Consider the following 25454-nt stretch of genomic DNA (forward strand, 5'->3'; position numbering starts at 1 on the left):
CCCTTCGTGCAGTTGGTCCTCTGCTGTGCTGGGGTCTCCGTCGGCCGGCGCCCCCTACGGGCACCGGCCGGCGACTGCGAGTCATATGCGAATGGTGATCATCTCTTTCGTACGACGACGAAGTCCGCGAGCGCAGTGAGCTGCGCCCGCACGGATTCCGGCATGTCGACACCGTGCAGCGCCTCAATGGCGACCGCATGCTGCCGACGGGCCTCCTGGGCGGTCCACTCCCGGCCGCCCGCCTCCTCGATGAGCGCCGCCCGGGCGGCGAACTCCTCCTCGGAGAAACTGTCGAAGTCGCTGCTCTTGGCATCCGCGGCGAGCAGTTCACCGAGGCGCTCCGAGGCCGGTCCGCCCGCGGCCAGCGCGGCGACGACCGGCAGGGACTTCTTGCGCTGACGCAGATCGCTCCAGGTCTGCTTGCCGGTGGACTCCGGGTCGCCCCAGATACCGAGCAGATCGTCGACGGCCTGGAAGGCGAGGCCGAGGTGGTAGCCGTATGCCTCCAGGATGTCGGCGGTGCGGTCGTCTGCGCCGCCGAGCACCGCGCCGATGGACACGGCGCAGGCGAGCAGGGCACCCGTCTTGTTGCCCTCCATCTCCAGGCACTCCGCGACGGTGACCCGCTCGCGGTGCTCGTAGGAGATGTCCTGGGCCTGCCCGTCGATGAGCTTGCGGCTGGCAGTGGTCAACCGGCGGGCCGCGCGGCCCGCCTCGACCGTGCCGAGCTCCAGCAGGATCTCGTTGGCCAGCGCGAAGAGCGCATCGCCGACCAGGATCGCCTGGGCGGGGCCGTGCACCTTCCACACCGTGTCGCGGTGACGGCGCTGCTCGTCGCCGTCCATCAGGTCGTCGTGCAGCAGCGAGAAGTTGTGCACGAGTTCGACGGCGACGGCGCCGGGGATGCCTGCCTCGGCGGCGGCGCCCGCCGCCTCGGCGGACAGCAGGGCGAGCGCGGGGCGGACGGCCTTGCCGCCGTCGCCGTCGGCGGGGCGGCCCTGAGCGTCGATCCAGCCGAAGTGGTAGGCGGCGACGGTGTCCATGGGCGGTGCGAGCCGGTCAACGGCGGCCCGGAGCACCGGAGCGGACATGGCCCGTCCGCGCTCCAGAAGCGCGGTGACGTCCGCGGTGTCTGCCACGGTGTCGAAAGCCGGATTCGCCGGGGTCACTGACTCTCCTCTTGTTCCGGTGGTACTGCTCATGCCGCCTCCTGCAGCGGATGTTCATGGGTGCGGCCGAGCGAGGAGAGCGCCGCGCCGGCGGCGTTGAACCCGCTGCGGACAGCGCCCTCCATCGTCGCGGGCCAGCCCGTGGCCGTCCATGCTCCGGCCAGAAGGAGGCCGGGGGTACGAGTGCGGGTCCCGGGGCGCAGCCGGCCGACGCCGGGGGCGGGGGCGAAAGTCGCCGTACGCTCCCGGGTGACGAAGAAGTCCCTGATGCCGGCTCCGCGGGCGGCGGGGAGCAGCCGCTCCAGTTCGGGCAGGTAGCGACGGCGCAGTTCGGCGACGGGCAGGTCGATCTCGTCGTCGGCCGCGGACTGGGAGATCGCGAGGTACTGCCCGGGCCCGGTGAGTCCGGAGGCGTCCGTACGGTCGAAGACCCACTGGACCGGGGAGCCGAGTGCGGCGAAGAAGGGGCGGCGCAGCACCTTGCGGTCGTAGACGACGTGCACATTGAGGATCGGCGAGGTGCCGATGTCGAGCAGCCTGCCCGGCGCGTCGAGTGCGCCCTCGGGCAGCAGCCCGTGGGTCTCCCGCTGGGGGACGGCGAGGACGACGGTGTCCGCCTCGATCCGTTCGGCGCCCGTGTCGACGTTCCAGCGTCCGTCCTCGGTACGGGAGAGGCTGTCGGCCTTGGTGCGCAGCTCGGTCCGTACGCCTGCGGAGTCGAGCGCCTTGCGGGCCAGCGTGTCGTGGACCTCGCCGAGCGGCACGCTCGCCCAGCCGATGTCGGCGGCGCCGGGCTCGGAAAGAAGTCCGGTCTTGAAGACCTTCGCGGCGAGGGCCAGCGAGGAGTTCGGTGCGGTGGCGTTGAGTGTGGCGACGCCGACCAGGTCCCAGAGGGCCTCGATGGTGCGCGGGGACTGTCCGTGCCGGGCCAGCCAGCTGCCGAAGTCGATGGTGTCGAGCGCCGGGTCGTCCGGGTCGAGGCGGCCGAGTGCCAGCGCGGCACGTCCGACGGACGCCCGTTCGGCGAGCGAGAGGTGCGGATAGCCGGCGAGTCCGGCGGCGAGGTGGAACGGGACGGGAAGCGCATTGCGGCGCAGCCGTCCGAGCCGGGGCCCCGAAGAGCGTCCGACGTCGAGAACGGGCACGTCCAAACGGTTTTGCAGGGGCGCCAGACGGGCGCCGTCGACCCGGTCGAGGAACCAGCGGTAGGCGGTGCAGCAACGCAGATAGACATGCTGCCCGTTGTCGACCGTCAGTTCGCCGCGACGGAAGGAGAAGGCGAGTCCCCCGAGCCGGGGCCGTCCTTCGAGCAGGGTCACGTCAAGCCCGGCGTCGGCAAGGCGGAGGGCCGCGGTGATGCCGGCGAGTCCGCCGCCGATCACGACGGCGCGGGAGGAGCGCAGGGCCTCGTCGGTCATGCGTCCCCCCTCCGTTTCCGCCGGGTCGAACCGGCTGGGCTGGTCATGTCGGTCAGGCACGTCGTTTCAGTCAGGGACGCGTCATCCCGTCGGAGGGTTGCCCGCCGAAGAGACCGGTTGTCCGTGATGCACATGTTGCGTGAGTTGTCCGCGATACGCATCAGACACGCCCCCGGGCCGTCCGGCGGGAAATGTACCGCGCGTCCAGACCCGACAGTCCACGCACCGCGACATACGCCTTCTCGTGGCCCGGCAGCGAGACCCGGCCGCGCAGCACCGCCTCCGGGTCGCGCTCGATCCGGTCGAGCAGCCGCCGGTAGATACCGGCCATGGCGGCGACGCAGGCGCCGCTGCGGCGGTCCAGCATCGGCAGCAGCCGGTAGCCCTCGGCGAAGAGGGCACGGGCGCGCCGGACCTCGAAGTGGACCAGCCCCGCGAAGTCGGAGCCCGGCGGCGGTGTGGCCCGGTGGAAGCCGGCCGAGCAACCGAATTTGGCAAGGTCGTCGGACGGCAGATACGTACGCCCGTTGCCCGCGTCCTCGCGGACGTCGCGGAGGATGTTGGTGAGCTGCAGGGCGAGGCCGAGCGTGTCGGCGTACTCCGCGGCCCGGTCCGCGCCGGGCGCACCCGGTTCCGTCCCGAAGACGCCCAGGCTGAGCCGCCCGATGGCTCCGGCGACACACCGGCAGTAGACCTTGAGGTCGTCCCACGTCTCGTACGTCGCGCCGCGCACGTCCATCAGCACGCCGTCGATCAGCTCGTCGAGCCCACCGAGCGGCAGCGGAAACCGACGTGCGGCGTCGGCGAGCGCGACAGCCACCGGGTCGGTGTCGTCCTCCTCGACCGCGCCGTCCCGGATCCGGTCCAGGAGTGTGCGGGTGCCCTCCAGCCGGGTCCGCTTGGTCTCCCGGTCCAGCTCTCCGTCGCCGATGTCGTCGACCCGGCGGGAGAAGGCGTACAACGCCGACATGGCCTGCCGCTTCTCGGTGGGCAGCAGCCTGATTCCGTACGCGAAGTTACGCGCCTGCTGTCCGGTGACGGCCTCGCAGTAACTGTATGCGGCCTGTACCGGCGCCGACATGTACGTCGTCTGTCCCTCCACGGTCCGGCTCACCCCTCTCTACGCGCTCTTCGCAAGACAACTCCCACCTCGCGCAGCAGGCTGGGCTTGGTGGGCTTGGGCGGTCCGGGCAGTACGTCGAACCCGGCGGCCGCGATCGCGGTGAGGGCGGCGCGCCCCCCTCCCACAAATCCGGCGAGAAGCAGCTTGAGCCTGCCGTGGACGCTACCCACGAGGGGGGTGCCTTCATTCAGCAGGTTCCGGGCGCGTTCTGCTTCGTATGCAACCAGTGCGCGCACCGATGCGCCCCCGGAGGGGGTTGCGAGGTCGGCCTCGGTGACATGGAACCGGGCCATGTCCTCGGCCGGCAGATAGATCCGGTCGCGACCGAGGTCCTCGGTGACGTCCTGGAGGTGCTCGACGATCTGCAGGGCGGTGCAGACGGCGTCGGAGCGGCGGATCCGCTCGGTGCTCGCGGTCCCGGTGATCCCGAGGACCAGCCGGCCGACGGGATTGGCGGAGAGCTCGCAGTAGGCGAGCAGTTCCTCGTACGTCCCGTACCGCCGGACCTTCTGGTCCTGCCGGTTCGCCTCGATGAGCCCGAGAAACGGTTCGGGGGTGAGCGCGCAGCGCCGCACGGTGGGGCGCAGTGCGCGGAGCAGCGGGTGGCGCGGGCCGTCGCCCGCGGGGTCGAACACGCGGTGCAGATCGGCCTCGAAGGCGTCGAGCATCGCCAGCCGGTCATCGGTCTGTGCCGGATCGAGTCCGAGGTGGCGGGCATCGGCGCCACCGGGGGCGAGATCGCCGTCGCCGATGTCGTCGACGAGACGGGCGTATCCGTACACGGCCATCAGATCGTTACGCCACGCGCGCGGCAGAAAGAACGGGGCCACAGGAAAGTTCTCGTCCGCGGCCTTGTCGAGCGTGGCGGGGAAGGCGGCGTCATGGCGCGCCTGCCGGGTACGAGTCACCACGGACCGCCCGGCGGGGGGACGGCATATACACCTCGGAGCTGGAGATTTTCCGTCATTGCCGTCACATCTCCCGTTCTACACTGCTGACCCAAAACATCCCATTCCGGACACGCCGCCCGCTCTCCCGAGTGCGGAGGACCGTCTAGGATCGGTACTCCCAGGCGGTATCGCCCCACTTGCCACGAATCAGCACCGCTACAGCTTACGTTGTACAACGCTCAGCCATACGCCCGGGTGCGGTCCGCACTTCAACAACGCAGCCTTTCCCGCCAACCTTCCCCGTGCGCAAGGAAATTGACGTCATCCGGCGGGAGGAGATCGTCCCTGGCGTGGCGCAGAGCCCGGCGCACGCGCACCGGATGCCCACGATCCGGACATGGCAGCGGCCTCCGCCGGAATGCTCCGGCGGAGGCCGCTTCCGTGAGGGGGACGGCGGAGGGCCTACTTCCCGGTCTCCCGCTCGTACGCCTTGAGGACCTCGTCGGTCGGGCCGTCCATCAGCAGCTCGCCCTTCTCCAGCCAGAGCACCCGGTCGCAGGTGTCCCTGATGGACTTGTTGCTGTGGCTGACCAGGAAGACCGTGCCCGCCTCCTTGCGCAGCTCGCGGATGCGCTTCTCGGAGCGGATCTGGAACTTGCGGTCACCGGTGGCCAGCGCCTCGTCGATCATGAGGACGTCGTGGTTCTTGGCGGCGGCGATGGAGAACCGGAGCCGGGCGGCCATACCGGAGGAGTACGTCCGCATGGGGAGGGTGATGAAGTCGCCCTTCTCATTGATGCCCGAGAAGTCGACGATCCCCTGGTAGCGCTCGCGGATCTCCTCACGCGTCATGCCCATCGCGAGCCCGCCGAGCACCACGTTCCGCTCGCCGGTCAGATCGCTCATCAGCGCCGCGTTCACGCCGAGCAGCGACGGCTGTCCGTCCGTGTACACCTTGCCGTGCTCGGTCGGCAGGAGACCGGCGATGGCCCGCAGCAGGGTCGACTTGCCGGAGCCATTGGTGCCGATGAGGCCGATGGCCTCGCCCCGGTAGGCGGTGAAGGAGACACCGCGGACGGCGTGGACCTTCCGGACTCCGCGCGCCTCGCCCTTGCCGCGGCGCAGTATCCGGCTCAGCGCCGCGGTGGCACTGCCCTTGCCTCCGCCGGCGCCGTTGACCCGGTACACGATGTGCACATCGTCGGCGATGACGGTGGGGATGCGCCCCGAAGTGTTGTCCTCAGCCACGGCCGTACCGTTCCTCTGCCTTCCAGAAGTACACAAAGCCCGCGAGGCCGATGAAGGCCGACCAGGCAAGCCCGACGATCCAGACGTGCGGCGGCAGGTTCTCGGAGCCGTAGCCGTCGATCAGCGCGAAGCGGATCAGGTCCATGTAGATCGCCGCCGGGTTGTACTGCAGCACGCTCGCGATCCACTCCGGCTTGTCCTTGAGCATGACCGGGATGGAGAACATGACACCGGACGCGTACATCCAGGTGCGCATGATGAACGGCATCAGCTGGGCGAGGTCAGGGGTCTTGCTGCCGAGCCGGGCCATGATCAGGGCCAGGCCGGTGTTGAAGACGAACTGCATGACCAGCGCGGGAACGATCAGCAGCCAGGAGAGCGACGGGTAGCTGCCGAAGCCGATCGCCACGACCGCCAGCACGATCATCGAGAACAGCAGCTGCTGGAGCTGCTGCAGCGAGAACGAGATGGGCAGCGACGCGCGGGGGAAGTGCAGGGCTCGGACCAGTCCGAGGTTGCCCGAGATCGCCCGTACGCCCGCGGTCACCGAGCTCTGCGTGAAGGTGAAGACAAAGACGCCCGTCACCAGGAAGGGGATGAAGACCTCCTGGGTCATGCCCTTCCTGGTGCCCAGGATCAGCCCGAAGATCAAGTAGTAGACCAGGGCGTTGAGCAGCGGCGTGGCCACCTGCCACAGCTGGCCGAGCTTGGCCTGGCTGTACTGGGCGGTCAGCTTGGCGCGGGAGAACGCCATGATGAAGTGGCGGCGGCCCCAGAGCTGCTGGACGTACTCGAACAGCCCGGGCCGGGCGCCGCTCACCGTCAGGCCGTACTTGCCTGCCAGTGCGGCGGCACTCAGGCCGTCGTCGGCGGATGGCGGGGTGCTCAGCGCGACCGCACCGTCATGGGTTGTGTCACTCACCAGATGAAACTCTCGTATTCAAGATGCGCAGCCAGTCGCGGTCGCGGTTCAGGCGGACAGGTCCCGTAAGAAAAAAATACGCCTCATGCTCTCAGAGGAGAGCTTCTCAGATCACGGGAGGTCGGCCGAGTCTGGTCAGCCGCCATACCGTGCGCCACTTCATCGGACGGCGCGGTCCGCAGGGCTTGGTCCAGCCTTCCCGGAAGCCGCCGAACCATGCCTTCAGGGCGGGGCCCGAGGGCTTGCGGAGCAGCGTCAGCAGCAGCCAGACGCCGAGATAGACGGGGACCAGGGGCGCGGGCAGGTTGCGGCGCGCCAGCCAGACCCGGTTCCTGGCCACCATGCGGTGGTAGACCGCGTGCCGGGACGGGGCGGTGGTCGGGTGGTTGAGGACCATGTCCGCGCGGTAGTCGATCATCCAGCCGGAGTCCAGTGCCCGCCAGGCGAGATCCGTCTCCTCGTGCGCGTAGAAGAAGTCGCCCGGCAGCCCGCCGACCTCGGAGAGGACCTGGGTACGGACGGCATTGGCGCCGCCCAGGAAGGTCGTCACCCGCGACGAGCGCATCGGGTCGGCGGCGCGCAGCCGTGGCACGTGGCGGCGCTGGGTCACGCCGGTGTCCGGGTCGGCGATCCGGAAGCTGATGATCCCCAGCTTCGGGTCCTGCTCGAACGCCTGCCGGCACAGCTCGGCGGTGTCGGTCAGCGGCAGCAGTCCGTCGTCGTCGAGGAAGAGCAGCGCGTCGACGTCGGCGCCGGACGGGCCGAACGCCTCGATGCCGACGTTGCGGCCGCCGGGGATGCCGAGGTTCTCGGGGAGCTCGACGGTCCGTACACCCGCGGGGACGTCCGGGACCGGGGCGCCGTTGCCGACGACCACCACCTCGATCCGGTCGCCGTCCTGCTTGGCGACCGAATCGAGGAGGGCGCGCAGTTCGTCAGGACGGTTGCCCATCGTGATGATGACCGCGCCGAGCTTCATGGGGGTGCTCACTTCAGCCTGCTCGACGCCAGAACCGACACCAGGTGCAGCAGCGTCTGTACGAGGGCGATACCGGCCAGCACGGCGACGCCGAGCCGGGAGAAGAACAGGTCGCCCCTGACCGCGTCCAGGACCGCCAGGACCAGGATCAGCAGGGATGCCTCGATCCCGAGCACCAGGCGGTGGAACTTCAGCGCCGCGGCGGCCTTGCGGGCCAGTGCCAGACCGGACGAGCGCGGCTCCGACGCCGCCTCCTTGACAGGCGGCAGTCCGCCCTGGTGACGGGCGACGCCGACGAGGTCGGTCTCGGCCTTGATCAGGACAGCACCGAGGGCGGCGAGGGTGCCGAGGAAGGCCCACAGCCAGTCGATCCGCCCGGAGCCCCACAGATGAGCCGCGCGCAGGCCGAAGCCGACCAGCACCGCGGCGTCGCAGAGGTAGGCGCCGACGCGGTCCAGGTAGACGCCGCCGAGCGAGAACTGCTTCTTCCAACGGGCGATCTCGCCGTCGATGCAGTCGAGCAGCAGATAGAGCTGGACCATCACCACCCCGAGGACGGCGCCCGCGATCCCGGGCACCAGCAGGGCCGGGGCGGCGAGGACACCGCAGACCGTCATCAGGTAGGTCAGTTGGTTCGGCGTGATCTTGGTGTTCACCAGGTACCGGTCTATGTGCAGCGAGATCTCCCGCATGTACATGCGCCCGGCCCAGTGTTCACCGCTGCGCCGGTCCTTCACACCTTCCGGGTGAACGACCGGACGGAGTTCAGCTACTGATGGTCTTGGCATAGTCGGCGTACGCGTCCCTGATCTGGTCGGTGGACAGGTTGAGGTGTTCGAGGATCGTGAAGCGTCCCGGACGTGTCTGCGGGGCGTAGTCGACGGCCTGGACGAACTCGTCGGCGGTGAATCCGATGTCTTCGGGCAGGACCGGCAGCCCGTGCCGGCGCAGGGTGGTCACCATGAGCAGCGACTCCTCGCGCGCACCTCGCAGATACATGGCGAAGCAGGCGCCGAGGCCGACCTGCTCGCCGTGGCTGGCAGCGCGCTTGGGGTACAGCAGGTCGAAGGCGTGGTTGATCTCGTGGCAGGCGCCCGAGGCCGGCCGGGAATCCCCGGCGACCGACATGGAGATGCCGGTGAGCACCAGGCCCTCGGCGAGCACCTTCAGGAAGGCGTCGTCGCCGACCCCGCCGGGGTGGCGCAGCACGGCCTCACCCGCCTGCCGGGCCATGGCGGCCGCCAGCCCGTCGATCTCCTCGCCCTTGACGTCGTGGGCGAGCTCCCAGTCGGCCACGCAGGAGATGTTGGAGACCGCGTCGCCGATGCCGGAGCGGACGAAGCGGGCGGGCGCCTCGCGGATGACGTCGAGATCGATGACGACGGCGATCGGGGTGGGGACCCCGTACGAGCCCCGTCCGTTGTCGTTGTCCAGGGTCGCCACGGGCGAGCAGAGACCATCGTGCGAGAGGTTCGTCGCAACCGCGACCATCGGCATGCCGACGCGCGCCGCGGCGTACTTCGCCACGTCGATGATCTTGCCGCCGCCGAGGCCGACCACGGCGTCGTACCGGTTGCCCTTGATCTCGTCGGCGAGCCGCACGGCGGAGTCGATCGTGCCGTCGGCGACCTCATACCAGTGGGCGCCCGGCAGCACCGGGGACAGCCGCTCGCGCAGGACCCGGCCCGAGCCGCCGCTGATCGCGACGGCGAGCTTGCCGGAGGAGGAGATCCGCTGGTCGGCGAGAAGGCCGGCCAGGTCGTCCAGGGCGCCACCGCGGATGTCGACGACGACCGGGGACGGGATGAGTCGGGTCAGTACTGGCACGCGATCTCACGGCCCTTCGCGAGGTCGTCGTGGTTGTCGATCTCGACCCACGTCACTTCGCCGATGGGGGCCACGTCGACGGTGAAGCCGCGGTTGACGAGCTCCTGGTAGCCGTCCTCGTAGTAGAGGTCGGGGTCGCGCTCGAACGTCGCCTTCAGGGCGTCGGCGAGCTCCTCTGCGGCCTCGGGCTCGATCAGGGTGACGCCGATGTACTCGCCGGTCGCCGTGGTCGGGTCCATCAGCTTGGTGATCCGCTGGACGCCCTTGTCGCCGTCGGTGATGACCTTCATCTCCTCGTCGGCGAGGTTCTTCACCGTGTCGAGGGCAAGGATGATCTTCTGCCCGTCGCCGCGGGCGGCGAGGAGCGTCTTCTCCACGGACACCGGGTGCACGGTGTCGCCGTTGGCGAGGATGACGCCCCGCTTCAGGACCTCACGGGCACACCACAGGGAGTAGGCGTTGTTCCACTCCTCGGCCTTGTCGTTGTCGACAAGGGTGAGCGTCAGGCCGTACTTCGCCTCCAGCTCGGCCTTGCGGTCGTACACGGCCTCCTTGCGGTAGCCGACGACGATCGCGGCCTCGGTGAGGCCGATCTCCGCGAAGTTGGCGAGCGTCAGGTCGAGCACGGTCTTCTCGCCGTCGACCGGCACGAGGGCCTTCGGAAGCGTGTCGGTGTAGGGGCGCAGACGCCGTCCTGCACCGGCTGCGAGTACGAGGCCGATCATGCGGGTTCTCCTTCGTCGTGAACGGCAGGTGCTCCGGAGGACACCCAGAAGCGGATGGACTCGGCAAGCACCACCACGGCCACGGCCACCGCGAAAGCGGTGAGTGCCACGGTGAAACCTGAATGCTGAGTGAGTACGGCGGCGAGTACGGCCACCACCAGGGTCCGGCCCTCGTGCCCACCGATCGATCGCACCAGCCACTGGGGCGGCGCGCCAGTGCCCCCGCGAATGCGGTACACCGTGTCGTAGTGATGGTAGGCGACGGCCGAAATCAGTCCGAAAGCCGCAGGAAGGGCTTGGTCGACATCACTGCGGGCGGCCAGAGCGAGGATCGTGCAGTACTCCGCCGCCCGGAATATCGGGGGCACGAGCCAGTCGAGTGCGCCCTTGAGGGGGCGGGCGACGGCGACGCCGGAGCAGACCGCGTAGAACACCGCGGCGACGATCATCTGGCGACTGCCGAACGGCTGCAGCAGAACGGCGCTGATCAGGGCGGCCGCACCAACGAGGGCCACCACCGGGGCGGCCCATCCGCCCCGGATGCGGGGTCCCCTCGCCGCGACGAGGCCGGCCAGCGGCCCGGAGTCCGCGAGGTCGGCGAGCGCCTGGGCGGCCCGGTCGGTGCGCTGTGCCTTACGGGGCAGCGAGCGCAGCAGGCGACCGGCGGTGGTGTAGCAGGCGGCGACGGAGCAGCCGATCAGCAGAGCGTAGAAAACGATCCGCGGGGTAGTCACCGCGGTCAGCACAGCGATCATCGCCCAGCGCTCGCCGATCGGCAGCACTATCATCCGGCGCAGCCAGACCGTCCAGCCGACGCTGTCGAGCTTGTCGGAGAGGGCTGCCGTCGGGCTCGAATTGGCGACCGCGTCGTGGTTGGCCTCGTTGAACGAGAAGTCGACGACATGACGGCAGGTCTGCAGCACCATCGCGCCGAGGGCGAGCGCCCATACGTCGTCGCCGCCCCGGGCCGCGCCGAGGGCGAGGCCCGCGTAGTACGCGTACTCCTTGGCCCGGTCGAACGTGGCGTCCAGCCAGGCGCCCATCGTCGAGTACTGCAGCGAGTAGCGGGCGAGCTGCCCGTCGGTGCAGTCCAGGACGAAGGAGAAGAGCAGCAGCAGTCCCGCGGCGATGTACCCGCCGCGGCTGCCGGTCGCCGCGCAGCCCGCCGCGATCAGCGCGGTGAGCAGGGAGGCGGTGGTGACCTGGTTCGGGGTGAGGCCGCGGCGCGCGCACCAGCGGGCGATGTAGCGCGAGTACGGGCTGATGAAGTAGGTGGTGAAGAAGCCGTCGCGGGCCTTCACGGCGCTGCGCAGGCGTACCGCTTCGTCGTCGACCGCGTCCACAGCGGACTGGGCGGTGACGCGGGCGGCCTGGTCGACGGGGACGGCCGCGACGAGCGAGCCGAGCTCCGGGCGCTGCACGGCGGTGCCCTCGGCCTCCAGCGCGACGGCGAGGCGGCCCGGCACGGTGCGGTCGGTGACGGGCACGGTGTCCGCGCCGCCGGCCCGTCCCAGGGGGACGCCCGCACCGATGGCCGTGGTGGCGCTGCGCAGGGCGCGGACGAGCGCGGGGCGCGCCTCCGGCTGTGCGGTGAGCGCACCGGGGACGGTGGCGGCGGGGAAGCGGGGGTCGGTCAGTCCGAGCCGGAGGGCGTGGACGTGTCCGACGAAGCGGGGATCGACGAGCGCGACGCGGGCGTCGGCGGGAGCCGCGGAAAGCAGCTCGGCGGCCTCGGTGACATCAGCGGCGGTCTGCACGTCGAAGCCCAGCGACCTCAGATCGTCCGCGAGCGACGATCCGGGTACCGGTGCACCGGTGAGGATGGCGGTCGACAGACGAACTCACTCCTTGGTGCTGACAGGGTCGGCGCGCGACAATGCGGCCCGGATACGGGCCGGCGGCACGTCGGCAGAGGCTATCGGATGAACGGAAGCGGGAGTTCACTGCCCGTTTGTGCTCCGTTCGGGGCGGACCGGCATCATGCGGCGCCGCCCGCGATCATCATCGTCGATCCCGGCCCCGGCTCACAAACCGCGGGGGTACCGGGCTCCGCGTCGGCTCACGCACCGCCGCGGCATAGACCTAGGCTGACGGGTATGACATGGCTGATCACAGGCGGAGCGGGATATATCGGGGCACATGTGGTGCGGGCCATGGCGGCTGCCGGGGAGCGGGTGGTCGTGCTCGACGACCTCTCGACCGGTATCCGCGACCGGATCCCGGCCGATGTACCGCTGATCCGCGGCTCGGCCGCCGACCGCGCGCTGCTCGACCGCACGCTCGCCAGGCACGCGGTGACGGGTGTGGTGCATCTCGCAGCGAAGAAACAGGTGGGCGAGTCCGTCGAGAAGCCGCTGCACTACTACCGGGAGAACGTGTCGGGGCTGACCGTCCTGCTGGAGGCCGTGGTCGCGGCGGGTGTGCGGAGCTTCCTCTTCTCCTCCTCGGCCGCCGTGTACGGGGTACCGGACGTGGATCTCATCACCGAGGAGACTCCCTGTGCCCCGATCAATCCGTACGGTGAGACCAAGCTCGCCGGGGAGTGGCTGGTCCGGGCGACCGGGCGGGCGCACTCCCTGTCCACCGGTTGCCTGCGGTACTTCAATGTGGCGGGAGCGGCCGAGCCGGAACTCTCGGACACGGGCGTCTTCAATGTCATTCCGATGTTCTTCGACCGACTGACCCGCGGCGAGGCCCCCCGGATCTTCGGCGACGACTATCCGACGCCGGACGGGACCTGCGTCCGCGACTACATCCACGTCGCCGATCTCGCCGACGCGCATCTCGCGGTGGCCCGCAGACTCGCCGAGCAGGGTGGCCCCGGTGACCTGACCGTGAACATCGGCCGCGGCAAGGGCGTCTCGGTGCACGAGCTCGCCGATCTGGTGGGCGAGGTCACCGGCCACCGGATCGAGCCGGAGACAGGGCCGCGCCGGCCCGGTGACGCGGCCAGGGCCGTCGCCTCCGCCGCCCGGATGTCCGAGGAGCTGGGCTGGACGGCCCGGCGCGGGGTGCGGGACATGGTCGAGTCGGCATGGGAGGGCTGGTGCCTGCGCCACCCCGAGGCAGTCACCTCCTGATCCGCTCCTGAACGCTGCACCGCCCCTGACCTGCCATCGTTTCCGCAGGTCAGGGCACATGACAACGGTGTTCAGTGCCGTGTTGCCCGATACCCCCTACCCGTAGTTCACTGGCCTTCTCGGGCCGATACGGGTCCGGATCCGCAAGACGACCGGAGGCGTCCCCATGGGGGCTGGGCACGATCACGGGCACTCGCACGGCGGGCCGCCGCCCACCGGCACCGCGGCCGCCGCGTACAAGGGACGGCTGCGCATCGCGCTGTGCATCACACTCACCGTGATGGTCGTCGAGATCATCGGTGGTCTGCTCTCCGACTCGCTCGCACTGATCGCCGACGCCGCCCACATGGCGACCGATGCGCTGGGTCTTGGCATGGCGCTGCTGGCGATCCACTTCGCCAACAAGCCGGCCGGGCTCAACCGGACCTTCGGCTACGCCCGGGCCGAGATCCTCGCCGCGCTGGTCAACTGCCTGCTGCTGCTCGGCGTGGGCGGCTATCTGCTCTACGAAGCGGTCGAGCGCTTCATCACGCCCACCGAGACCCGGGGCGGGCTGACGATCGTCTTCGCCCTCGTCGGCCTGGTGGCCAACATGGTCTCCCTGTCGCTGCTGATGCGCGGACAGAAGGACAGCCTCAATGTGCGCGGCGCCTATCTGGAGGTGCTCGCGGACGCGCTCGGCTCAGTCACCGTGCTGGTCTCGGCCGGCATCATCCTGGCCACTGGCTGGCAGGCCGCCGACCCGATCGCCTCGCTGCTGATCGGCCTGATGATCGTCCCCCGTACGGTCAAGCTGCTCCGGGAGACGCTCAATGTGCTGCTGGAGTCGGCCCCCAAGGGCGTCGACATGGGCGAGGTACGGGCCCACATCACCGCCCTGCCCGGGGTGCTGGACGTCCATGACCTGCATGCCTGGACCATCACTTCGGGGATGCCGGTGCTCTCCGCCCATGTGGTGGTGCAACAGGAGCTGCTCGACTCGATGGGGCACGAGAAGCTGCTGCACGAGCTGCAGGGCTGTCTCGGCGACCACTTCGACGTCGAGCACTGCACGTTCCAGCTGGAGCCGAGCGGGCACGCGGAGCACGAGGCCAAGCTCTGTCACTGAACGGCGATTCAGCGCGGTGCCCGAACTGCCGCCCGGGCGCGGGTGTAGGGTCCTGCGCAGAGGCATGCGTGCCTCCCCTTGCCTGAGAGAGGAGCTGAGGTTGATGACCGTCGCGACGGCGCCTGCCCGGCGCAGCATCCGGTCCTTCTTCAGCTCCCGGGTTCCCGGCTAGCGCCCCGACTCAGGCACGCCGAGTCGCCACGTTGGCCGGAACCCTCTCACTCAAGGGTTTCCCACGTTGACCGACAACGATCACACCGCCCGTTACGAGGCGTTCTTCTCCCTGCACCACCACCTGCCCCGGCAGAGCCCAGGCTCCGACGCCACCACCCGGTGGATGCTGGCCCGCACCGGTCTGCTGCCGCGGCGTCCGCGCGTCCTCGATCTGGGCTGCGGTCCCGGCCGTGCCGCGCTGCTGCTCGCCGCCGAAGCCGGCGCCGAGGTGACGGCCGTCGACACCCATCAGCCGTTCCTCGACGAGCTGCGCGCGTCCGCCGAGGCGCGCGGGCTCGGCGACCGGATCCGTACTGTCCACGCCGACATGGGCAGGCTTTCCGGCCCGGGTACCCCGGACTTCGCGGACGCGTCGTTCGATCTGGTCTGGGCCGAGGGGTCCGCGTACATCATCGGCTTCGACACCGCGCTGCGGGACTGGAAGCGGCTGCTCGCCCCGGGCGGCTCCTTGGTGGTCAGCCACTGCGTCTGGACGACGGACGCGCCGTCGGACGAGGCGCGCGCCTTCTGGGACCAGGACGGCCCGATGCTCCCGGTGTCCGCACAGACGGCGCGGGCCGTCGCGGCGGGCTATCACGTCCTCGGGGTGCGGGTGCAGCCCGAGAGCGACTGGGACGAGTACTACGTGCCGCTCGCCGAGAAGGTCGCGGCCGCCGATCCGTCGGCGCCCGGCATGGCGTGGGCGCTCGCGTCCACGCGGGAGGAACTGGTCATGCGCCGCGACCACGGTACGGAGTACGGCTATGCCGCGTACGTCCTGCGCCCCGCCGACCCCCGCTGGACCACCCGGCCGGAGACGGCGGCGGACATCGATGCGGTGCACGCGGTCAATGCGGCAGCCTTTCCGACTCCGGACGAGGCCCGTCTCGTCGACGCGCTGCGCACCGATCCGCAGGCCTGGCTGCCCGGCCTGTCCTACGTGGCACGGGAAACCGGAGGGACCGGGGACATCGCGGCGTACGCCCTGCTGACCCGGTGCCGGGTGGGTGACGCACCGGCGCTCGCACTGGCCCCCGTGGCGACGGCCCCGGACCACCGGCGGCAGGGCGCGGGTCAGGCGGTGGTGCGGGCCGTGCTGGACGCGGCCCGGCTGCGGGGCGAGTCACTCGTCCTGGTGCTCGGGCATCCCGACTACTACCCGCGGTTCGGCTTCGTACCGGCGTCCCGGTTCGGGATCCGGGCGGGCTTCGAGGTGCCGGACGAGGCGATGATGGCTCTGGTCCTCGACGATTCCATGCCCGTGCCGACGGGCACGATCCAGTATCCGGCGGCATTCGGGATCTGACGTGCCGTCCGGTCCCGCCGCATCCACCAGGTGCGGCGGGGCCGGACATGCCAGGACCCGAAGTACGGACAAGCCGCTTTTGTACGGCAGACTTGAGCAGACTCGAGGGTACCGGCGCACCAGGCCGGGGACCATAGCGAAGGATGGGTATGCCGACCACACCAGCCACCGCGGCGAACAGCTCGTCGAACGGCACAGCAGAAGCGATCATGCTCGAACTGGTCGACGAGAACGGCACCACCATCGGCACGGCGGAGAAGCTCGCCGCCCACCAGGCACCTGGTCAACTGCACCGGGCGTTCTCCGTGTTCCTCTTCGACGAGCAGGGCAGACTGCTGCTGCAGCGCCGGGCGCTCGGCAAGTACCACTCCCCCGGTGTCTGGTCGAACACCTGCTGCGGCCACCCGTACCCGGGCGAGGCACCCTTCACCGCCGCCGCCCGGCGTACGTACGAGGAGCTCGGGATCTCGCCCTCGCTGCTGGCCGAGGCGGGCACCGTCCGCTACAACCACCCCGACCCGGCATCGGGCCTGGTGGAGCAGGAGTTCAACCACCTCTTCGTCGGCATGGCGCAGGCGGAGCTGCAGCCGGACCCGGAGGAGATCGGCGAGACGGCGTTCGTGGCCGCCGACGAACTGGCGAAGCGGCATGCCGAGGCACCGTTCTCGGCGTGGTTCATGACGGTGCTCGATGCCGCGCGCCCGGCGATCAGGGAGCTGACCGGCCCGTCCGCGGGCTGGTAGCGGCGAACCGAACGGCGGGCGCGGGACGGGCGGGGGGTCAGAGGAACGGGGTCAGCGGCAGTGCCGCCCAGATGATCTTTCCGCCGCCTGCGGTGTGCTCCACATCGCAGGTGCCACCCGCCTCGTTCGTGATCTCCCGGACCAACAGCAGCCCGCGCCCGCCCGTCTGCGCGTAGTCCGTTTCCAGCGCCGTGGGCCGGTACGGGTGGTTGTCCTCGACGGAGACTCTGACCCATTCGGCACCGACGGCCACCTCGACCGCGAGCTCCGGGGAGAGCAGAGCGGCGTGCTTCACGGCGTTGGTGACCAGCTCGGAGACGATGAGCAGCAGGCCCTGGGTGATGCCCTCGTCCATGGGCACGCCCTGGCGGTTCAGCAGATCGCGTACGGCGTGCCGGGCCTGCGGTACGGAGACGTCGACGGCCGGCGCGGTGAACCGCCAGACTCCCTCGTACGGCACGGGCCTGGCGGGGACACTCCCGCGGCTCTCCATAGTTCCCGCACCCGCTCTCGACTCGACAGTCACTGCACGTCGAAGTACAGAGTGCGGGGAGTAGTCGGCCCGGACCGTGCTACTGAACAGAAATCGACCTCTATCGACAGAATTTTTTCGAATGAGTATGACAGCGTCAGTTCTCGGACTGGTTCTGATCTTCTTCTGAGGGCTTGTCCGGCAGTGCCTCGGTCGCCACGCGGTCCAGGCCCGCCACGACCACAAGGGCACGGAGCTGGAGGGCGCCGAGCAGGACGAGCCCGCCGAAGCTGCGGCTCGGTTTCCCGCCCTGGAGTTCGGGACCGCCCATCTGACAGCTCCTCACTGTGGGTGACTTCGCAACCCCTTCTTGATCACAGGTTCGAACGGTGCGGATAGCATCCGGCGCATGGACCGTACGGAACCGCAGCTGCAGCTCACCGTCGCGGACGGCATCGCCACCGTCGTGATCAGCAACCCGGCCAAGCGCAACGCCATGACGGCCGCCATGTGGCAGGCGCTGCCCGCACTGCTGGAGCGGACGGCCGCCGACCCCGCCGTGCGCGCCCTGGTTCTGACCGGCGCGGGGGGCACCTTCTGTGCGGGCGCGGACATCTCCTCACTGCGGGACCGGGCGAGCGACCCGGCGTACGATCCACAGGCTCTGGCGGTGGCGGCCGAGGAGGCCCTGGCCGCCTTCCCCCGGCCGACGCTCGCCGCGGTGCGCGGCTACTGTGTGGGCGGCGGCAGTCAGCTGGCGGCCGCCTGCGATCTGCGGTTCGCCGAGGAGGGCGCGTCCTTCGGCGTCACCCCGGCCAGGCTCGGGATCGTCTACGCCGCGTCGTCGACCCGGCGGCTGGTCTCGCTGATCGGACCGGCCGCGGCAAAGCATCTGCTGTTCTCCGGCGAATTGATCGGCACGGAACGGGCACTGCGGACCGGACTGGTGGACGAGGTGCTGCCGGCCGGTGAGCTGGACAAGCGGGTGGAGGCGTACGTACGGATCCTGGCATCGCGCTCACAGCTGACACAGGCGGCGGCGAAGGAGTTCGCCACGGGGCGGAAGGACCGGGACGCGTACTGGGTGGAGCAGGCGCGCCGCAGCGGCGACACCGCGGAGGGTGTCGCCGCCTTCCTGGAGCGGCGGGCGCCGCACTTCACCTGGACGACCTGAGCGCCGGCCGGGATCCGCCGGACATCCCGGCAGGGCGTGTCCGCAAAGTCTCGCCCGGCCCGCGGCGGGCCACTCCCTCCGGGCGGCCGACGGTGCTTCGCAGCCGTCCCCGGCGGTACTTTGCGGCCATCCCCTATCGGAGGATGAAGCGGCTCTTGGTGCGGAATTCCTCGACGAGCGCGGCCGGAGCCTTCTCCGGTGACCCCGCGTCGTACGGCGGCTGGGGGTCGTACTCCGTCAGCAGCTGTACGGCTTGGGCGTGCTCGTCGCCGGCGATCCGGCCGAGCAGGGTGAGCCCCATGTCGATGCCGGACGAGACACCGGCGGCCGTCACGTACTTGCCCTCGATGACGACACGTTCGCCGGTCGGCTCGGCTCCGAAGGTCTTGATGAGGTCCAGGGCGAGCCAGTGCGAGGTGGCGCGCCGCCCCTTCAGCAGACCGGCCGCGGCGAGCAGCAGCGAGCCGGTGCAGACGGAGGTCGTCCAGGTGCTGGTCGCATCCGCGACGCGCAGCCAGCCGAGCAGCGTCTCGTTCTCCATCTGGGCGCTCTGGCCGGGGCCGCCGGGGACGATCACCACATCCGGGGCGGGTACGTCGGCGAGGGTCCGATCGGCGACGAGCGCGAGGCTGCCGCTGTCGTTGCGCACGGGACCGGTCCGCTCGGCGACGAAGACGGTCTCGGCGCCGGGGGCGCGGGAGAGGATTTCGTAGGGGCCGACGGCGTCGAGGGCCGTGAAGCGGTCGAAGAGGACGATGGCGATCTGCATGGTGGTCCTTTCAGTTGACACTGGTGGTCGTGCTCGTCACGGGCTGGGGACGGAAGCGGCGCCGGTATTCGGCGGGGGCGGTGCCGAGGGTCTTGATGAAGGCACGGCGCATCGCCTCCGGGGTGCCGTACCCGCAGGTGCGCGCGATCCCGGCGACCCCGTCGGTGGTGTCCTCCAGCAGCCGCCTGGCGTGTTCGATCCGGACACGGTCGACGTACCGGCCGGGGGTCATCCCCGTCTCGGTCTGGAAGGCGCGCGCGAAGTGGCGGGGCGAGAGGCGGGCCCGGGCGGCGAGCGCGTCGACGGAGAGGTCGTCGTCGGGGTGTTCGGTGATCCAGTGCTGGACCTCGCGCAGTGGCTCGCGGCGTGCGCTCTGTGCGGTGAGCTGGGCGCTGAACTGGGCCTGGTTCCCGGGTCTGCGGAGAAAGACCACGAGGTGGCGGGCGACGGTGAGGGCCACCTGCCTGCCGAAGTCCTCCTCGACGAGAGCGAGGGAGAGATCGATGCCCGCGGTGACACCGGCGGAGGTGGCCAGCTTCCCGTCGCGTACGAAGATCGGGTCCGGGTCGACCTCGACATCCGGGTACGCGCGGGCGAGATGCTCGGCGACCACCCAGTGGGTGGTCACCCGGTGCCCGTCCAGGAGGCCGGCGGCGGCGAGGAGCAGCGCTCCCGTACAGACCGAGACCAGCCGTTCGGCGTGCGGGGCTTGGGTGCGCAGCCAGTCGACGAGTGCCGGATCGGGGTGACGGGTGCCCTGGCCGCCGGGGACGAGGAGGGTGTGGGGCGGTTCGGCGTCGCCGAGGCTGCCGTCCGGAACGAGGGTGAGGCCGACGCTCGTGCGGACCGGTGCCCCGTCGAGAGAGGCGGTGCGGAGGTCGTACGTGACGTCCGGGAAGCGGGCAGCGCCGGCGAAGACCTCCATGGGCCCGGTCACGTCGAGACTCTGAACGCCGCCGAAGAGGACGACGAGTACGGATCGCTGCGTCATGTCTGCCATCCTGGGCGGCCGCGAAGATGGCTGCAATGACGAAGAACCCACCTTTCCTGCCATGCCGGTGCCGGTCGAAAATGGGCCGGACCCCGGGGTTACGGGGCGTACCGACCAGTCGGTAACGTGCGGGCATGAGTACTCTGCCGCCGCGCGCCGGACGCCGCTGCCACAACGCCATCAACCCGCTGCACTCGACGGTCTACTTCTCCCCCGACCTCGGCAAGGAGCTCGCAGAGCTCGGCATCCACGACTCGAACGCCGCCTACTTCGCCGCACGCGGAGCGGCGCTCGGCGCCGTCGGACCCGGTACGGTCACCGCCACCTTCTACAACTTCAACCACGAACTCGTCGCCCGGCACCTCCCCGCGGTGTGGTCCGTCGCCTCGCCGCAGGCGGTCCTCGACGCCCGGCTGCGGGCCGTGGACACGACGCTGCGCCGGCTGCTCGGCCCGGAGATCATCGACTCCCCCGAGCTGGCCGAGGCCGCGGGGCTGGCGCTGCGCGCCACCGAGGCGTGCACGCGACACGCCCGGCCGCTCTACGCCGCCCACGCCGATCTGCCGGTGCCGGAGCAGCCGCATCTGGCGTACTGGCACGCCGGGACGCTGCTGCGCGAACACCGCGGTGACGGCCATCTCGCCGCGCTCGTCGCCGCCGGCCTCGACCCGGTCGAGGCCCTGGTCAGCCACACCGCGACCGGAAAGGGGATGTCCCCGCGCTGGGTGCTCGCCACCCGCGGCTGGCGCCGCACGGACTGGGAGGACGCGGCCGAACGGCTGCGCGGGCGCGGACTCCTGGACGGCGAGGGCGAGTTGACGGAGGCGGGCGTCGCGCTGCGGGCGGAGCTGGAGGACACCACGGACCGGATGGACCTGGCACCGTACGAGCATCTGGGAGCGGAGGGCGTGGAACGGCTCACCGAGCTGGCGCGCGGATTCCTCCTCACGGCGGCCTCGGCGGGTGCGTTCCCGGCGGATCTGATCGGCAAGGGCTGAGAGCCTGTCGGTCGACAAACGGGGTGGTCGGGCGACACGGCGCCCGACCACCCGGCACAATGCTGGCGAAGGGACCACGGCGTGCCCTGGCCCCCGGTAAGCACAGCCAGTACGAGAAGGCGAGTCGGTAGAAACCGTGACGACGTCCATCGAAGGCAGGATCGCCGAGGAGCTCGGCGTACGCGAGCGGCAGGTGAAGGCGGCCGTCGAGCTGCTCGACGGCGGGTCGACCGTGCCGTTCATCGCGCGCTACCGCAAGGAAGCGACCGAGATGCTCGACGACGCGCAGCTGCGCACGCTCGAGGAGCGGTTGCGCTATCTGCGGGAGCTGGAGGATCGACGTTCGGCGATCCTCGAGTCCGTACGGGAGCAGGGCAAGCTGGACGAGGCTCTGGAGGCGCAGATCCGGGCGGCCGACACCAAGGCCCGTCTGGAGGACATCTATCTGCCGTTCAAGCCGAAGCGGCGGACGAAGGCGCAGATCGCCCGGGAGGCGGGGCTCGAACCGCTGGCCGAGGGTCTGCTCGGCGACCCGTCGGTCGACCCGCTCGCCGCGGCGGCTGCCTTCGTGGACGCCGACAAGGGCGTCGCGGACGCGGCAGGGGCGCTGGAGGGCGCCCGGGCGATCCTGACCGAGCGTTTCTCGGAGGATGCGGACCTGATCGGCGAGCTGCGTGAGCGCATGTGGTCGCGCGGGCGGCTGGCGGCGAAGGTGCGGGACGGCAAGGAGGAGGCCGGCGCGAAGTTCGCCGACTACTTCGACTTCGCCGAGCCGTTCACCGCGCTGCCCTCGCACCGGGTGCTCGCGATGCTCCGGGGCGAGAAGGAGGACGTGCTCGACCTGGTCCTGGAGCCGGAGGAGCCGTCGGACGAGCCGGGCCCTTCGACGTACGAGAACATGGTCGCCCGGCGCTTCGGCGTGGCCGACCGGGGCCGCCCCGGCGACAAGTGGCTCGGCGACACGGTGCGGTGGGCGTGGCGGACCCGGATCCTCGTCCACCTCGGGATCGATCTGCGGCTGCGACTGAGGACGGCGGCGGAGGACGAGGCGGTACGGGTCTTCGCGTCCAACCTGCGCGACCTGCTGCTCGCCGCGCCGGCCGGCACGCGCGCCACGCTGGGGCTCGACCCCGGTTTCCGTACCGGGGTGAAGGTGGCCGTCGTCGACGCGACCGGCAAGGTCGTCGCGACGGACGTCATCTACCCGCACGTCCCGGCGAACAAGTGGGACGAGTCCGTGGCCAAGCTGGAGCGGCTGGCGAAGGAGCACTCCGTCGACCTGATCGCGATCGGCAACGGCACGGCGTCCCGCGAGACGGACAAGCTCGCCGGTGAACTGTGCGAGAGGCACCCGGAGCTGAAGCTCACCAAGGTGATGGTGTCCGAGGCGGGCGCCTCGGTCTACTCGGCCTCCGCCTTCGCCTCCCAGGAACTCCCCGACATGGACGTGTCGTTGCGCGGCGCGGTGTCGATCGCGCGGCGTCTGCAGGACCCGCTGGCCGAGCTCGTGAAGATCGACCCGAAGTCGATCGGCGTCGGCCAGTACCAGCACGATCTGTCGGAAGTGAAGCTGTCGCGCTCGCTGGACGCGGTCGTCGAGGACTGTGTGAACGGTGTCGGCGTCGACGTCAACACCGCGTCCGCCCCGTTGCTTTCGCGGGTCTCGGGCATCGGCTCCGGCCTCGCCGAGAACATCGTCGCGCACCGGGACGCGAACGGGCCCTTCCGGTCCCGGAAGGCGCTGAAGGATGTGGCGCGGCTGGGCCCGAAGGCGTACGAGCAGTGCGCGGGCTTCCTCCGGATCCGGGGCGACGACCCGCTCGACGCGTCGAGCGTGCACCCGGAGGCGTACCCGGTGGTGCGGCGGATGGCGAAGGCGGTGAGCGGCGAGGTCGCTGCGCTGGTCGGCAACTCGAGCGTGCTGCGGTCGCTGCGCGCCGACGACTTCGTGGACGAGAAATTCGGTCTGCCGACGGTCACGGACATCCTGAAGGAGCTGGAGAAGCCGGGTCGCGACCCGCGGCCCGCGTTCAAGACGGCCACCTTCAAGGAGGGCGTCGAGAAGATCGGCGATCTGGCCGCCGGGATGGTCTTGGAGGGGGTCGTCACGAATGTCGCCGCGTTCGGGGCGTTCGTGGACGTGGGTGTGCACCAGGACGGTCTGGTGCATGTGTCGGCGATGTCGAAGACGTTCGTGAAGGATCCGCGTGATGTCGTGAAGCCGGGCGACATCGTGAAGGTGAAGGTGATGGACGTCGACATCCCGCGGAAGCGGATCTCACTGACGCTGCGGTTGGACGACGAGGCGGCACCGCAGGCTTCCGGCGGCGGCCAGGGCCGGCGCCGTGAGCGCGCCCAGGGCGCACGCCCGCCCCAGCAGCGCACCCCCCGCGAACGCCGAGACGGCGGAGGCGGCGCCCGTCAGGCGGCGGCCCCGGCCCCCACGAACAGTGCGATGGCCGACGCCCTGCGCCGCGCGGGTCTGACCGACGGCGGCAATCCCACGGACCGCCGCGGCAGGCGCTGACGAGGTCCGGTGGCCGGGCGGGTCGGGTGACCAGGCCGGGCGGGTCTCCGGCGTACCCGCCCGGCATTCGCCACAGGCACCGACCGGACCCGGCCGGCTCCGGGCCGGGGGTCGCGCCCGCCAAGCACGCCGACCGGCCGGTGCGCCGTTCTGCGCCGCACTGAGCCGCGCAGCTGCTGTACGAAGGGCGGGCGCTCCAGGCAACACGCTCCTGGGGCGCCCGCCCCTCGTACGGTGGCCGCTACTCCGCGGCCACCCCCGCCGTCTCCCTCCGTTCCACGCTTCCCCCGGCCGCGCGGAGCTTCAGCGACGCGCGGTGGGCCGGGATCAGCAGGGCCACGAGCGCCGCGGCGAGGCAGAGGAGGGTGAGCAGGGCGAAGCCGTGGGTGTAGCCGGACTCGTACGGGAGCCCGGTCGGCTGGAGCCGGCCGGTGACCAGGATGCCGGTGACCGCGGCGCCGATGGAGCCGCCGATGGTGCGGACGTTGGCGTTCATGCCGGTCGCAGCGCCGGTCTGCTCTGCCGGGACGCTGTGCACGATGAGGGTGGCCATGGAGGCGAACGCCAATCCGATGCCGAGGCCGAACACCCCGGCGGCCACGGAGACCTGCCAGACCTGTCCGTGCCAGACGGTGAGCAGTCCGCAGGAGACCGCACCGAGAGCCGCGCCGGTGACGAGCAGGCTCTTCGCGCCGACCACGGGAGCGAGGCGGCCACTGAGCACACCGGAGGCGAACATCGCGACCAGCATGGGCAGCATCAGCAGTCCGGCCCCGGTGACGCTGGAGCCGAATCCGTACCCGGCGGCCGACGGGGTCTGTGCGAAGCCTGGCAGGAATGACCACACCGCGTACATGCCCGCCCCGAAGAGCAGTGCGGTCGCGTTGGTCGTCCACACCGGGTACAGCCGCATGATGCGCAGATCGATCAGCGGGTGTTCGGCCCGCGTCTCGGCGACCAGCCATGCAGCGAACAGCACGACGGCGACGCCGAACAGGCCGAGGACCCGGGCCGAGCCCCAGCCCCACGAGCTTGCCTGGCTCAGCGGCAGCAGCAGCGCCACCAGCCAGCCGGAGAGCAGAATCGCACCGCTCCAGTTGACGCGGCCCTCGGCGCGCCGCGGCGACTCGGGCACGTACCGGAGGGCGATCGCGGCGGTCAGCGCGACCACGATCACCGGAAGCCAGAACAGCCAGCGGTAGTCGAGCGTGGCGACGATGGGCCCGGCGAGGACGATGCCCAAGCCGCCGCCCGCGGCGATGACCGCGGACAGGTTGCTGATGCCGGCGCCGACCCGGGAGGCGTCGAACTCGTCCCGGATGATGCCGAAGGACAGCGGGAAGAGTGCGCCGCCGATGCCCTGCACGACGCGCGCGACGATCAGGATGCCGATGGTGGGCGCGAGCGCGGCGAGCAGACAGCCGACGAGTACCGCGACCAGTGCGGCGACGAGCGTGCGCTTCTTGCCGATCAGGTCGCCGACGCGACCGAGGATCGGGGTGAAGATCGAGGCGGAGAGGAGATAGGCCGTCATCACCCAGGTCACCGTCGCCTGCGAGGTGTGCATGGCGTGCTGGACGGTGGGCAGGGCCGGTGCGATCAGAGACTGGAGGAGGGAGAACACACCCGCACCGGTCGCGAGGACGGCGAAGGTGACCCGGTTCGAGGAACGCGGTCGGGATGGAGCGGACAAAGTCGGCTTCTCTCTCGGGTATATGCGGGCATGCCGGTTCTGCGGGACGGCGGAAACCGGCCGTATGCACTGGTAGGGA

Annotated in this window: 23 protein-coding genes; 7 read left to right on the top strand and 16 right to left on the bottom strand. The window is 70.5% G+C overall.

What is annotated here, in order from left to right; genetic code table 11:
• Nucleotides 1-98: 98 nt before the first annotated feature.
• The 11 genes from OG395_RS13125 to OG395_RS13175 all read right to left on the bottom strand — a co-directional run bounded on the left by OG395_RS13125 (nucleotide 99) and on the right by OG395_RS13175 (nucleotide 12058).
• Nucleotides 99-1202, bottom strand: a complete 1104-nt coding sequence (locus OG395_RS13125) for a polyprenyl synthetase family protein (RefSeq protein ID WP_327243071.1) — start codon at nucleotides 1200-1202, stop codon at nucleotides 99-101.
• Nucleotides 1199-2587, bottom strand: coding sequence for a hydroxysqualene dehydroxylase HpnE (hpnE, locus tag OG395_RS13130; RefSeq protein ID WP_327243072.1), 1389 nt, complete (start codon nucleotides 2585-2587; stop codon nucleotides 1199-1201). The genes OG395_RS13125 and hpnE overlap by 4 nt, the downstream gene beginning before the upstream one ends.
• A 160-nt stretch (nucleotides 2588-2747) precedes the next feature.
• Nucleotides 2748-3668: a presqualene diphosphate synthase HpnD gene (gene hpnD / locus OG395_RS13135; RefSeq protein ID WP_266990304.1), complete on the bottom strand. Its 921-nt coding sequence runs from the start codon at nucleotides 3666-3668 to the stop codon at nucleotides 2748-2750.
• Nucleotides 3669-3697: 29 nt separating this feature from the next.
• Complete coding sequence (hpnC, locus tag OG395_RS13140) at nucleotides 3698-4618, bottom strand: squalene synthase HpnC (protein ID WP_327243073.1); 921 nt, start codon at nucleotides 4616-4618, stop codon at nucleotides 3698-3700.
• 444 nt (nucleotides 4619-5062) lie between these two features.
• Nucleotides 5063-5848 (bottom strand): ABC transporter ATP-binding protein, encoded by a 786-nt coding sequence (locus OG395_RS13145; protein WP_327243074.1) that lies wholly within the window; start codon nucleotides 5846-5848, stop codon nucleotides 5063-5065.
• Nucleotides 5841-6770: an ABC transporter permease gene (locus OG395_RS13150; protein ID WP_327243075.1), complete on the bottom strand. Its 930-nt coding sequence runs from the start codon at nucleotides 6768-6770 to the stop codon at nucleotides 5841-5843. Before OG395_RS13150 ends, OG395_RS13145 begins: the two co-directional genes overlap by 8 nt.
• A 106-nt stretch (nucleotides 6771-6876) precedes the next feature.
• On the bottom strand, nucleotides 6877-7761 hold the full coding sequence (locus OG395_RS13155; RefSeq protein WP_327243076.1) for a glycosyltransferase family 2 protein: 885 nt from the start codon (nucleotides 7759-7761) through the stop codon (nucleotides 6877-6879).
• The gene (locus OG395_RS13160) at nucleotides 7758-8537 is read right to left on the bottom strand and encodes a CDP-alcohol phosphatidyltransferase family protein (protein ID WP_327243077.1); all 780 of its coding nucleotides are present in this window, start codon (nucleotides 8535-8537) and stop codon (nucleotides 7758-7760) included. The genes OG395_RS13155 and OG395_RS13160 overlap by 4 nt, the downstream gene beginning before the upstream one ends.
• Complete coding sequence (locus OG395_RS13165) at nucleotides 8515-9576, bottom strand: iron-containing alcohol dehydrogenase family protein (protein ID WP_327243078.1); 1062 nt, start codon at nucleotides 9574-9576, stop codon at nucleotides 8515-8517. The genes OG395_RS13160 and OG395_RS13165 overlap by 23 nt, the downstream gene beginning before the upstream one ends.
• A complete protein-coding gene (locus OG395_RS13170) occupies nucleotides 9564-10301 on the bottom strand; it encodes a phosphocholine cytidylyltransferase family protein (protein WP_327243079.1) in 738 nt (245 codons plus the stop codon). Before OG395_RS13170 ends, OG395_RS13165 begins: the two co-directional genes overlap by 13 nt.
• The gene (locus OG395_RS13175; RefSeq protein ID WP_327243080.1) at nucleotides 10298-12058 is read right to left on the bottom strand and encodes a DUF5941 domain-containing protein; all 1761 of its coding nucleotides are present in this window, start codon (nucleotides 12056-12058) and stop codon (nucleotides 10298-10300) included. Before OG395_RS13175 ends, OG395_RS13170 begins: the two co-directional genes overlap by 4 nt.
• A gap of 339 nt (nucleotides 12059-12397) precedes the next feature.
• Between OG395_RS13175 and galE the strand changes: the two genes are divergently transcribed.
• From galE to idi, 4 genes are all read left to right on the top strand, one after another.
• Nucleotides 12398-13381: a UDP-glucose 4-epimerase GalE gene (galE, locus tag OG395_RS13180; RefSeq protein WP_327243081.1), complete on the top strand. Its 984-nt coding sequence runs from the start codon at nucleotides 12398-12400 to the stop codon at nucleotides 13379-13381.
• A gap of 166 nt (nucleotides 13382-13547) precedes the next feature.
• Complete coding sequence (locus OG395_RS13185; protein ID WP_327243082.1) at nucleotides 13548-14489, top strand: cation diffusion facilitator family transporter; 942 nt, start codon at nucleotides 13548-13550, stop codon at nucleotides 14487-14489.
• 238 nt (nucleotides 14490-14727) lie between these two features.
• A complete protein-coding gene (locus OG395_RS13190) occupies nucleotides 14728-16008 on the top strand; it encodes a bifunctional class I SAM-dependent methyltransferase/N-acetyltransferase (protein WP_327243083.1) in 1281 nt (426 codons plus the stop codon).
• 149 nt (nucleotides 16009-16157) lie between these two features.
• Entirely contained in the window at nucleotides 16158-16751 is a 594-nt protein-coding gene (gene idi / locus OG395_RS13195; protein ID WP_327243084.1) for an isopentenyl-diphosphate Delta-isomerase, read from the top strand.
• Nucleotides 16752-16788: 37 nt separating this feature from the next.
• Here the strand turns inward: idi and OG395_RS13200 are convergent, their stop codons facing one another.
• Together OG395_RS13200 and OG395_RS13205 are read right to left on the bottom strand one after the other, a co-directional pair.
• Complete coding sequence (locus OG395_RS13200; protein ID WP_327243085.1) at nucleotides 16789-17244, bottom strand: ATP-binding protein; 456 nt, start codon at nucleotides 17242-17244, stop codon at nucleotides 16789-16791.
• A gap of 136 nt (nucleotides 17245-17380) precedes the next feature.
• Nucleotides 17381-17554 (bottom strand): hypothetical protein, encoded by a 174-nt coding sequence (locus tag OG395_RS13205; protein ID WP_327243086.1) that lies wholly within the window; start codon nucleotides 17552-17554, stop codon nucleotides 17381-17383.
• Between the two features lie 78 nt (nucleotides 17555-17632).
• Here OG395_RS13205 and OG395_RS13210 point away from each other — a divergent pair, with 78 nt between their 5' ends.
• A complete protein-coding gene (locus OG395_RS13210) occupies nucleotides 17633-18397 on the top strand; it encodes an enoyl-CoA hydratase/isomerase family protein (protein WP_327243087.1) in 765 nt (254 codons plus the stop codon).
• Nucleotides 18398-18530: 133 nt separating this feature from the next.
• Here the strand turns inward: OG395_RS13210 and OG395_RS13215 are convergent, their stop codons facing one another.
• Nucleotides 18531-19166, bottom strand: coding sequence for a DJ-1/PfpI family protein (locus OG395_RS13215; protein WP_327243088.1), 636 nt, complete (start codon nucleotides 19164-19166; stop codon nucleotides 18531-18533).
• Between the two features lie 10 nt (nucleotides 19167-19176).
• Entirely contained in the window at nucleotides 19177-20157 is a 981-nt protein-coding gene (locus tag OG395_RS13220) for a GlxA family transcriptional regulator (RefSeq protein WP_327243089.1), read from the bottom strand.
• Nucleotides 20158-20291: 134 nt separating this feature from the next.
• Between OG395_RS13220 and OG395_RS13225 the strand changes: the two genes are divergently transcribed.
• A complete protein-coding gene (locus OG395_RS13225) occupies nucleotides 20292-21155 on the top strand; it encodes an SCO6745 family protein (RefSeq protein ID WP_327243090.1) in 864 nt (287 codons plus the stop codon).
• A gap of 136 nt (nucleotides 21156-21291) precedes the next feature.
• Complete coding sequence (locus tag OG395_RS13230; RefSeq protein WP_327243091.1) at nucleotides 21292-23682, top strand: Tex family protein; 2391 nt, start codon at nucleotides 21292-21294, stop codon at nucleotides 23680-23682.
• 241 nt (nucleotides 23683-23923) lie between these two features.
• Here the strand turns inward: OG395_RS13230 and OG395_RS13235 are convergent, their stop codons facing one another.
• Entirely contained in the window at nucleotides 23924-25375 is a 1452-nt protein-coding gene (locus tag OG395_RS13235) for an MFS transporter (RefSeq protein WP_327243092.1), read from the bottom strand.
• Between the last annotated feature and the right edge of the window lie 79 nt (nucleotides 25376-25454).

The sequence above is a fragment of the Streptomyces sp. NBC_01320 genome (genome assembly GCF_035974375.1).
In the GTDB taxonomy this organism is placed as follows: Bacteria; Actinomycetota; Actinomycetes; order Streptomycetales; family Streptomycetaceae; genus Streptomyces; species Streptomyces yanii.

What these genes read in the sequence shown, in the direction of transcription:
- OG395_RS13200 (WP_327243085.1), bottom strand. Translation starts at nt 17,244, where the DNA reads ATGGAGAGCCGCGGGAGTGTCCCCGCCAGGCCCGTGCCGTACGAGGGA.
- OG395_RS13210 (WP_327243087.1), top strand. Translation starts at nt 17,633, where the DNA reads ATGGACCGTACGGAACCGCAGCTGCAGCTCACCGTCGCGGACGGCATC.
- OG395_RS13160 (WP_327243077.1), bottom strand. Translation starts at nt 8,537, where the DNA reads ATGCCAAGACCATCAGTAGCTGAACTCCGTCCGGTCGTTCACCCGGAA.
- hpnD (WP_266990304.1), bottom strand. Translation starts at nt 3,668, where the DNA reads ATGTCGGCGCCGGTACAGGCCGCATACAGTTACTGCGAGGCCGTCACC.
- OG395_RS13225 (WP_327243090.1), top strand. Translation starts at nt 20,292, where the DNA reads ATGAGTACTCTGCCGCCGCGCGCCGGACGCCGCTGCCACAACGCCATC.
- OG395_RS13125 (WP_327243071.1), bottom strand. Translation starts at nt 1,202, where the DNA reads ATGAGCAGTACCACCGGAACAAGAGGAGAGTCAGTGACCCCGGCGAAT.
- galE (WP_327243081.1), top strand. Translation starts at nt 12,398, where the DNA reads ATGACATGGCTGATCACAGGCGGAGCGGGATATATCGGGGCACATGTG.
- OG395_RS13170 (WP_327243079.1), bottom strand. Translation starts at nt 10,301, where the DNA reads ATGATCGGCCTCGTACTCGCAGCCGGTGCAGGACGGCGTCTGCGCCCC.
- hpnE (WP_327243072.1), bottom strand. Translation starts at nt 2,587, where the DNA reads ATGACCGACGAGGCCCTGCGCTCCTCCCGCGCCGTCGTGATCGGCGGC.
- OG395_RS13205 (WP_327243086.1), bottom strand. Translation starts at nt 17,554, where the DNA reads ATGGGCGGTCCCGAACTCCAGGGCGGGAAACCGAGCCGCAGCTTCGGC.
- OG395_RS13185 (WP_327243082.1), top strand. Translation starts at nt 13,548, where the DNA reads ATGGGGGCTGGGCACGATCACGGGCACTCGCACGGCGGGCCGCCGCCC.
- OG395_RS13215 (WP_327243088.1), bottom strand. Translation starts at nt 19,166, where the DNA reads ATGCAGATCGCCATCGTCCTCTTCGACCGCTTCACGGCCCTCGACGCC.
- idi (WP_327243084.1), top strand. Translation starts at nt 16,158, where the DNA reads ATGCCGACCACACCAGCCACCGCGGCGAACAGCTCGTCGAACGGCACA.
- OG395_RS13220 (WP_327243089.1), bottom strand. Translation starts at nt 20,157, where the DNA reads ATGACGCAGCGATCCGTACTCGTCGTCCTCTTCGGCGGCGTTCAGAGT.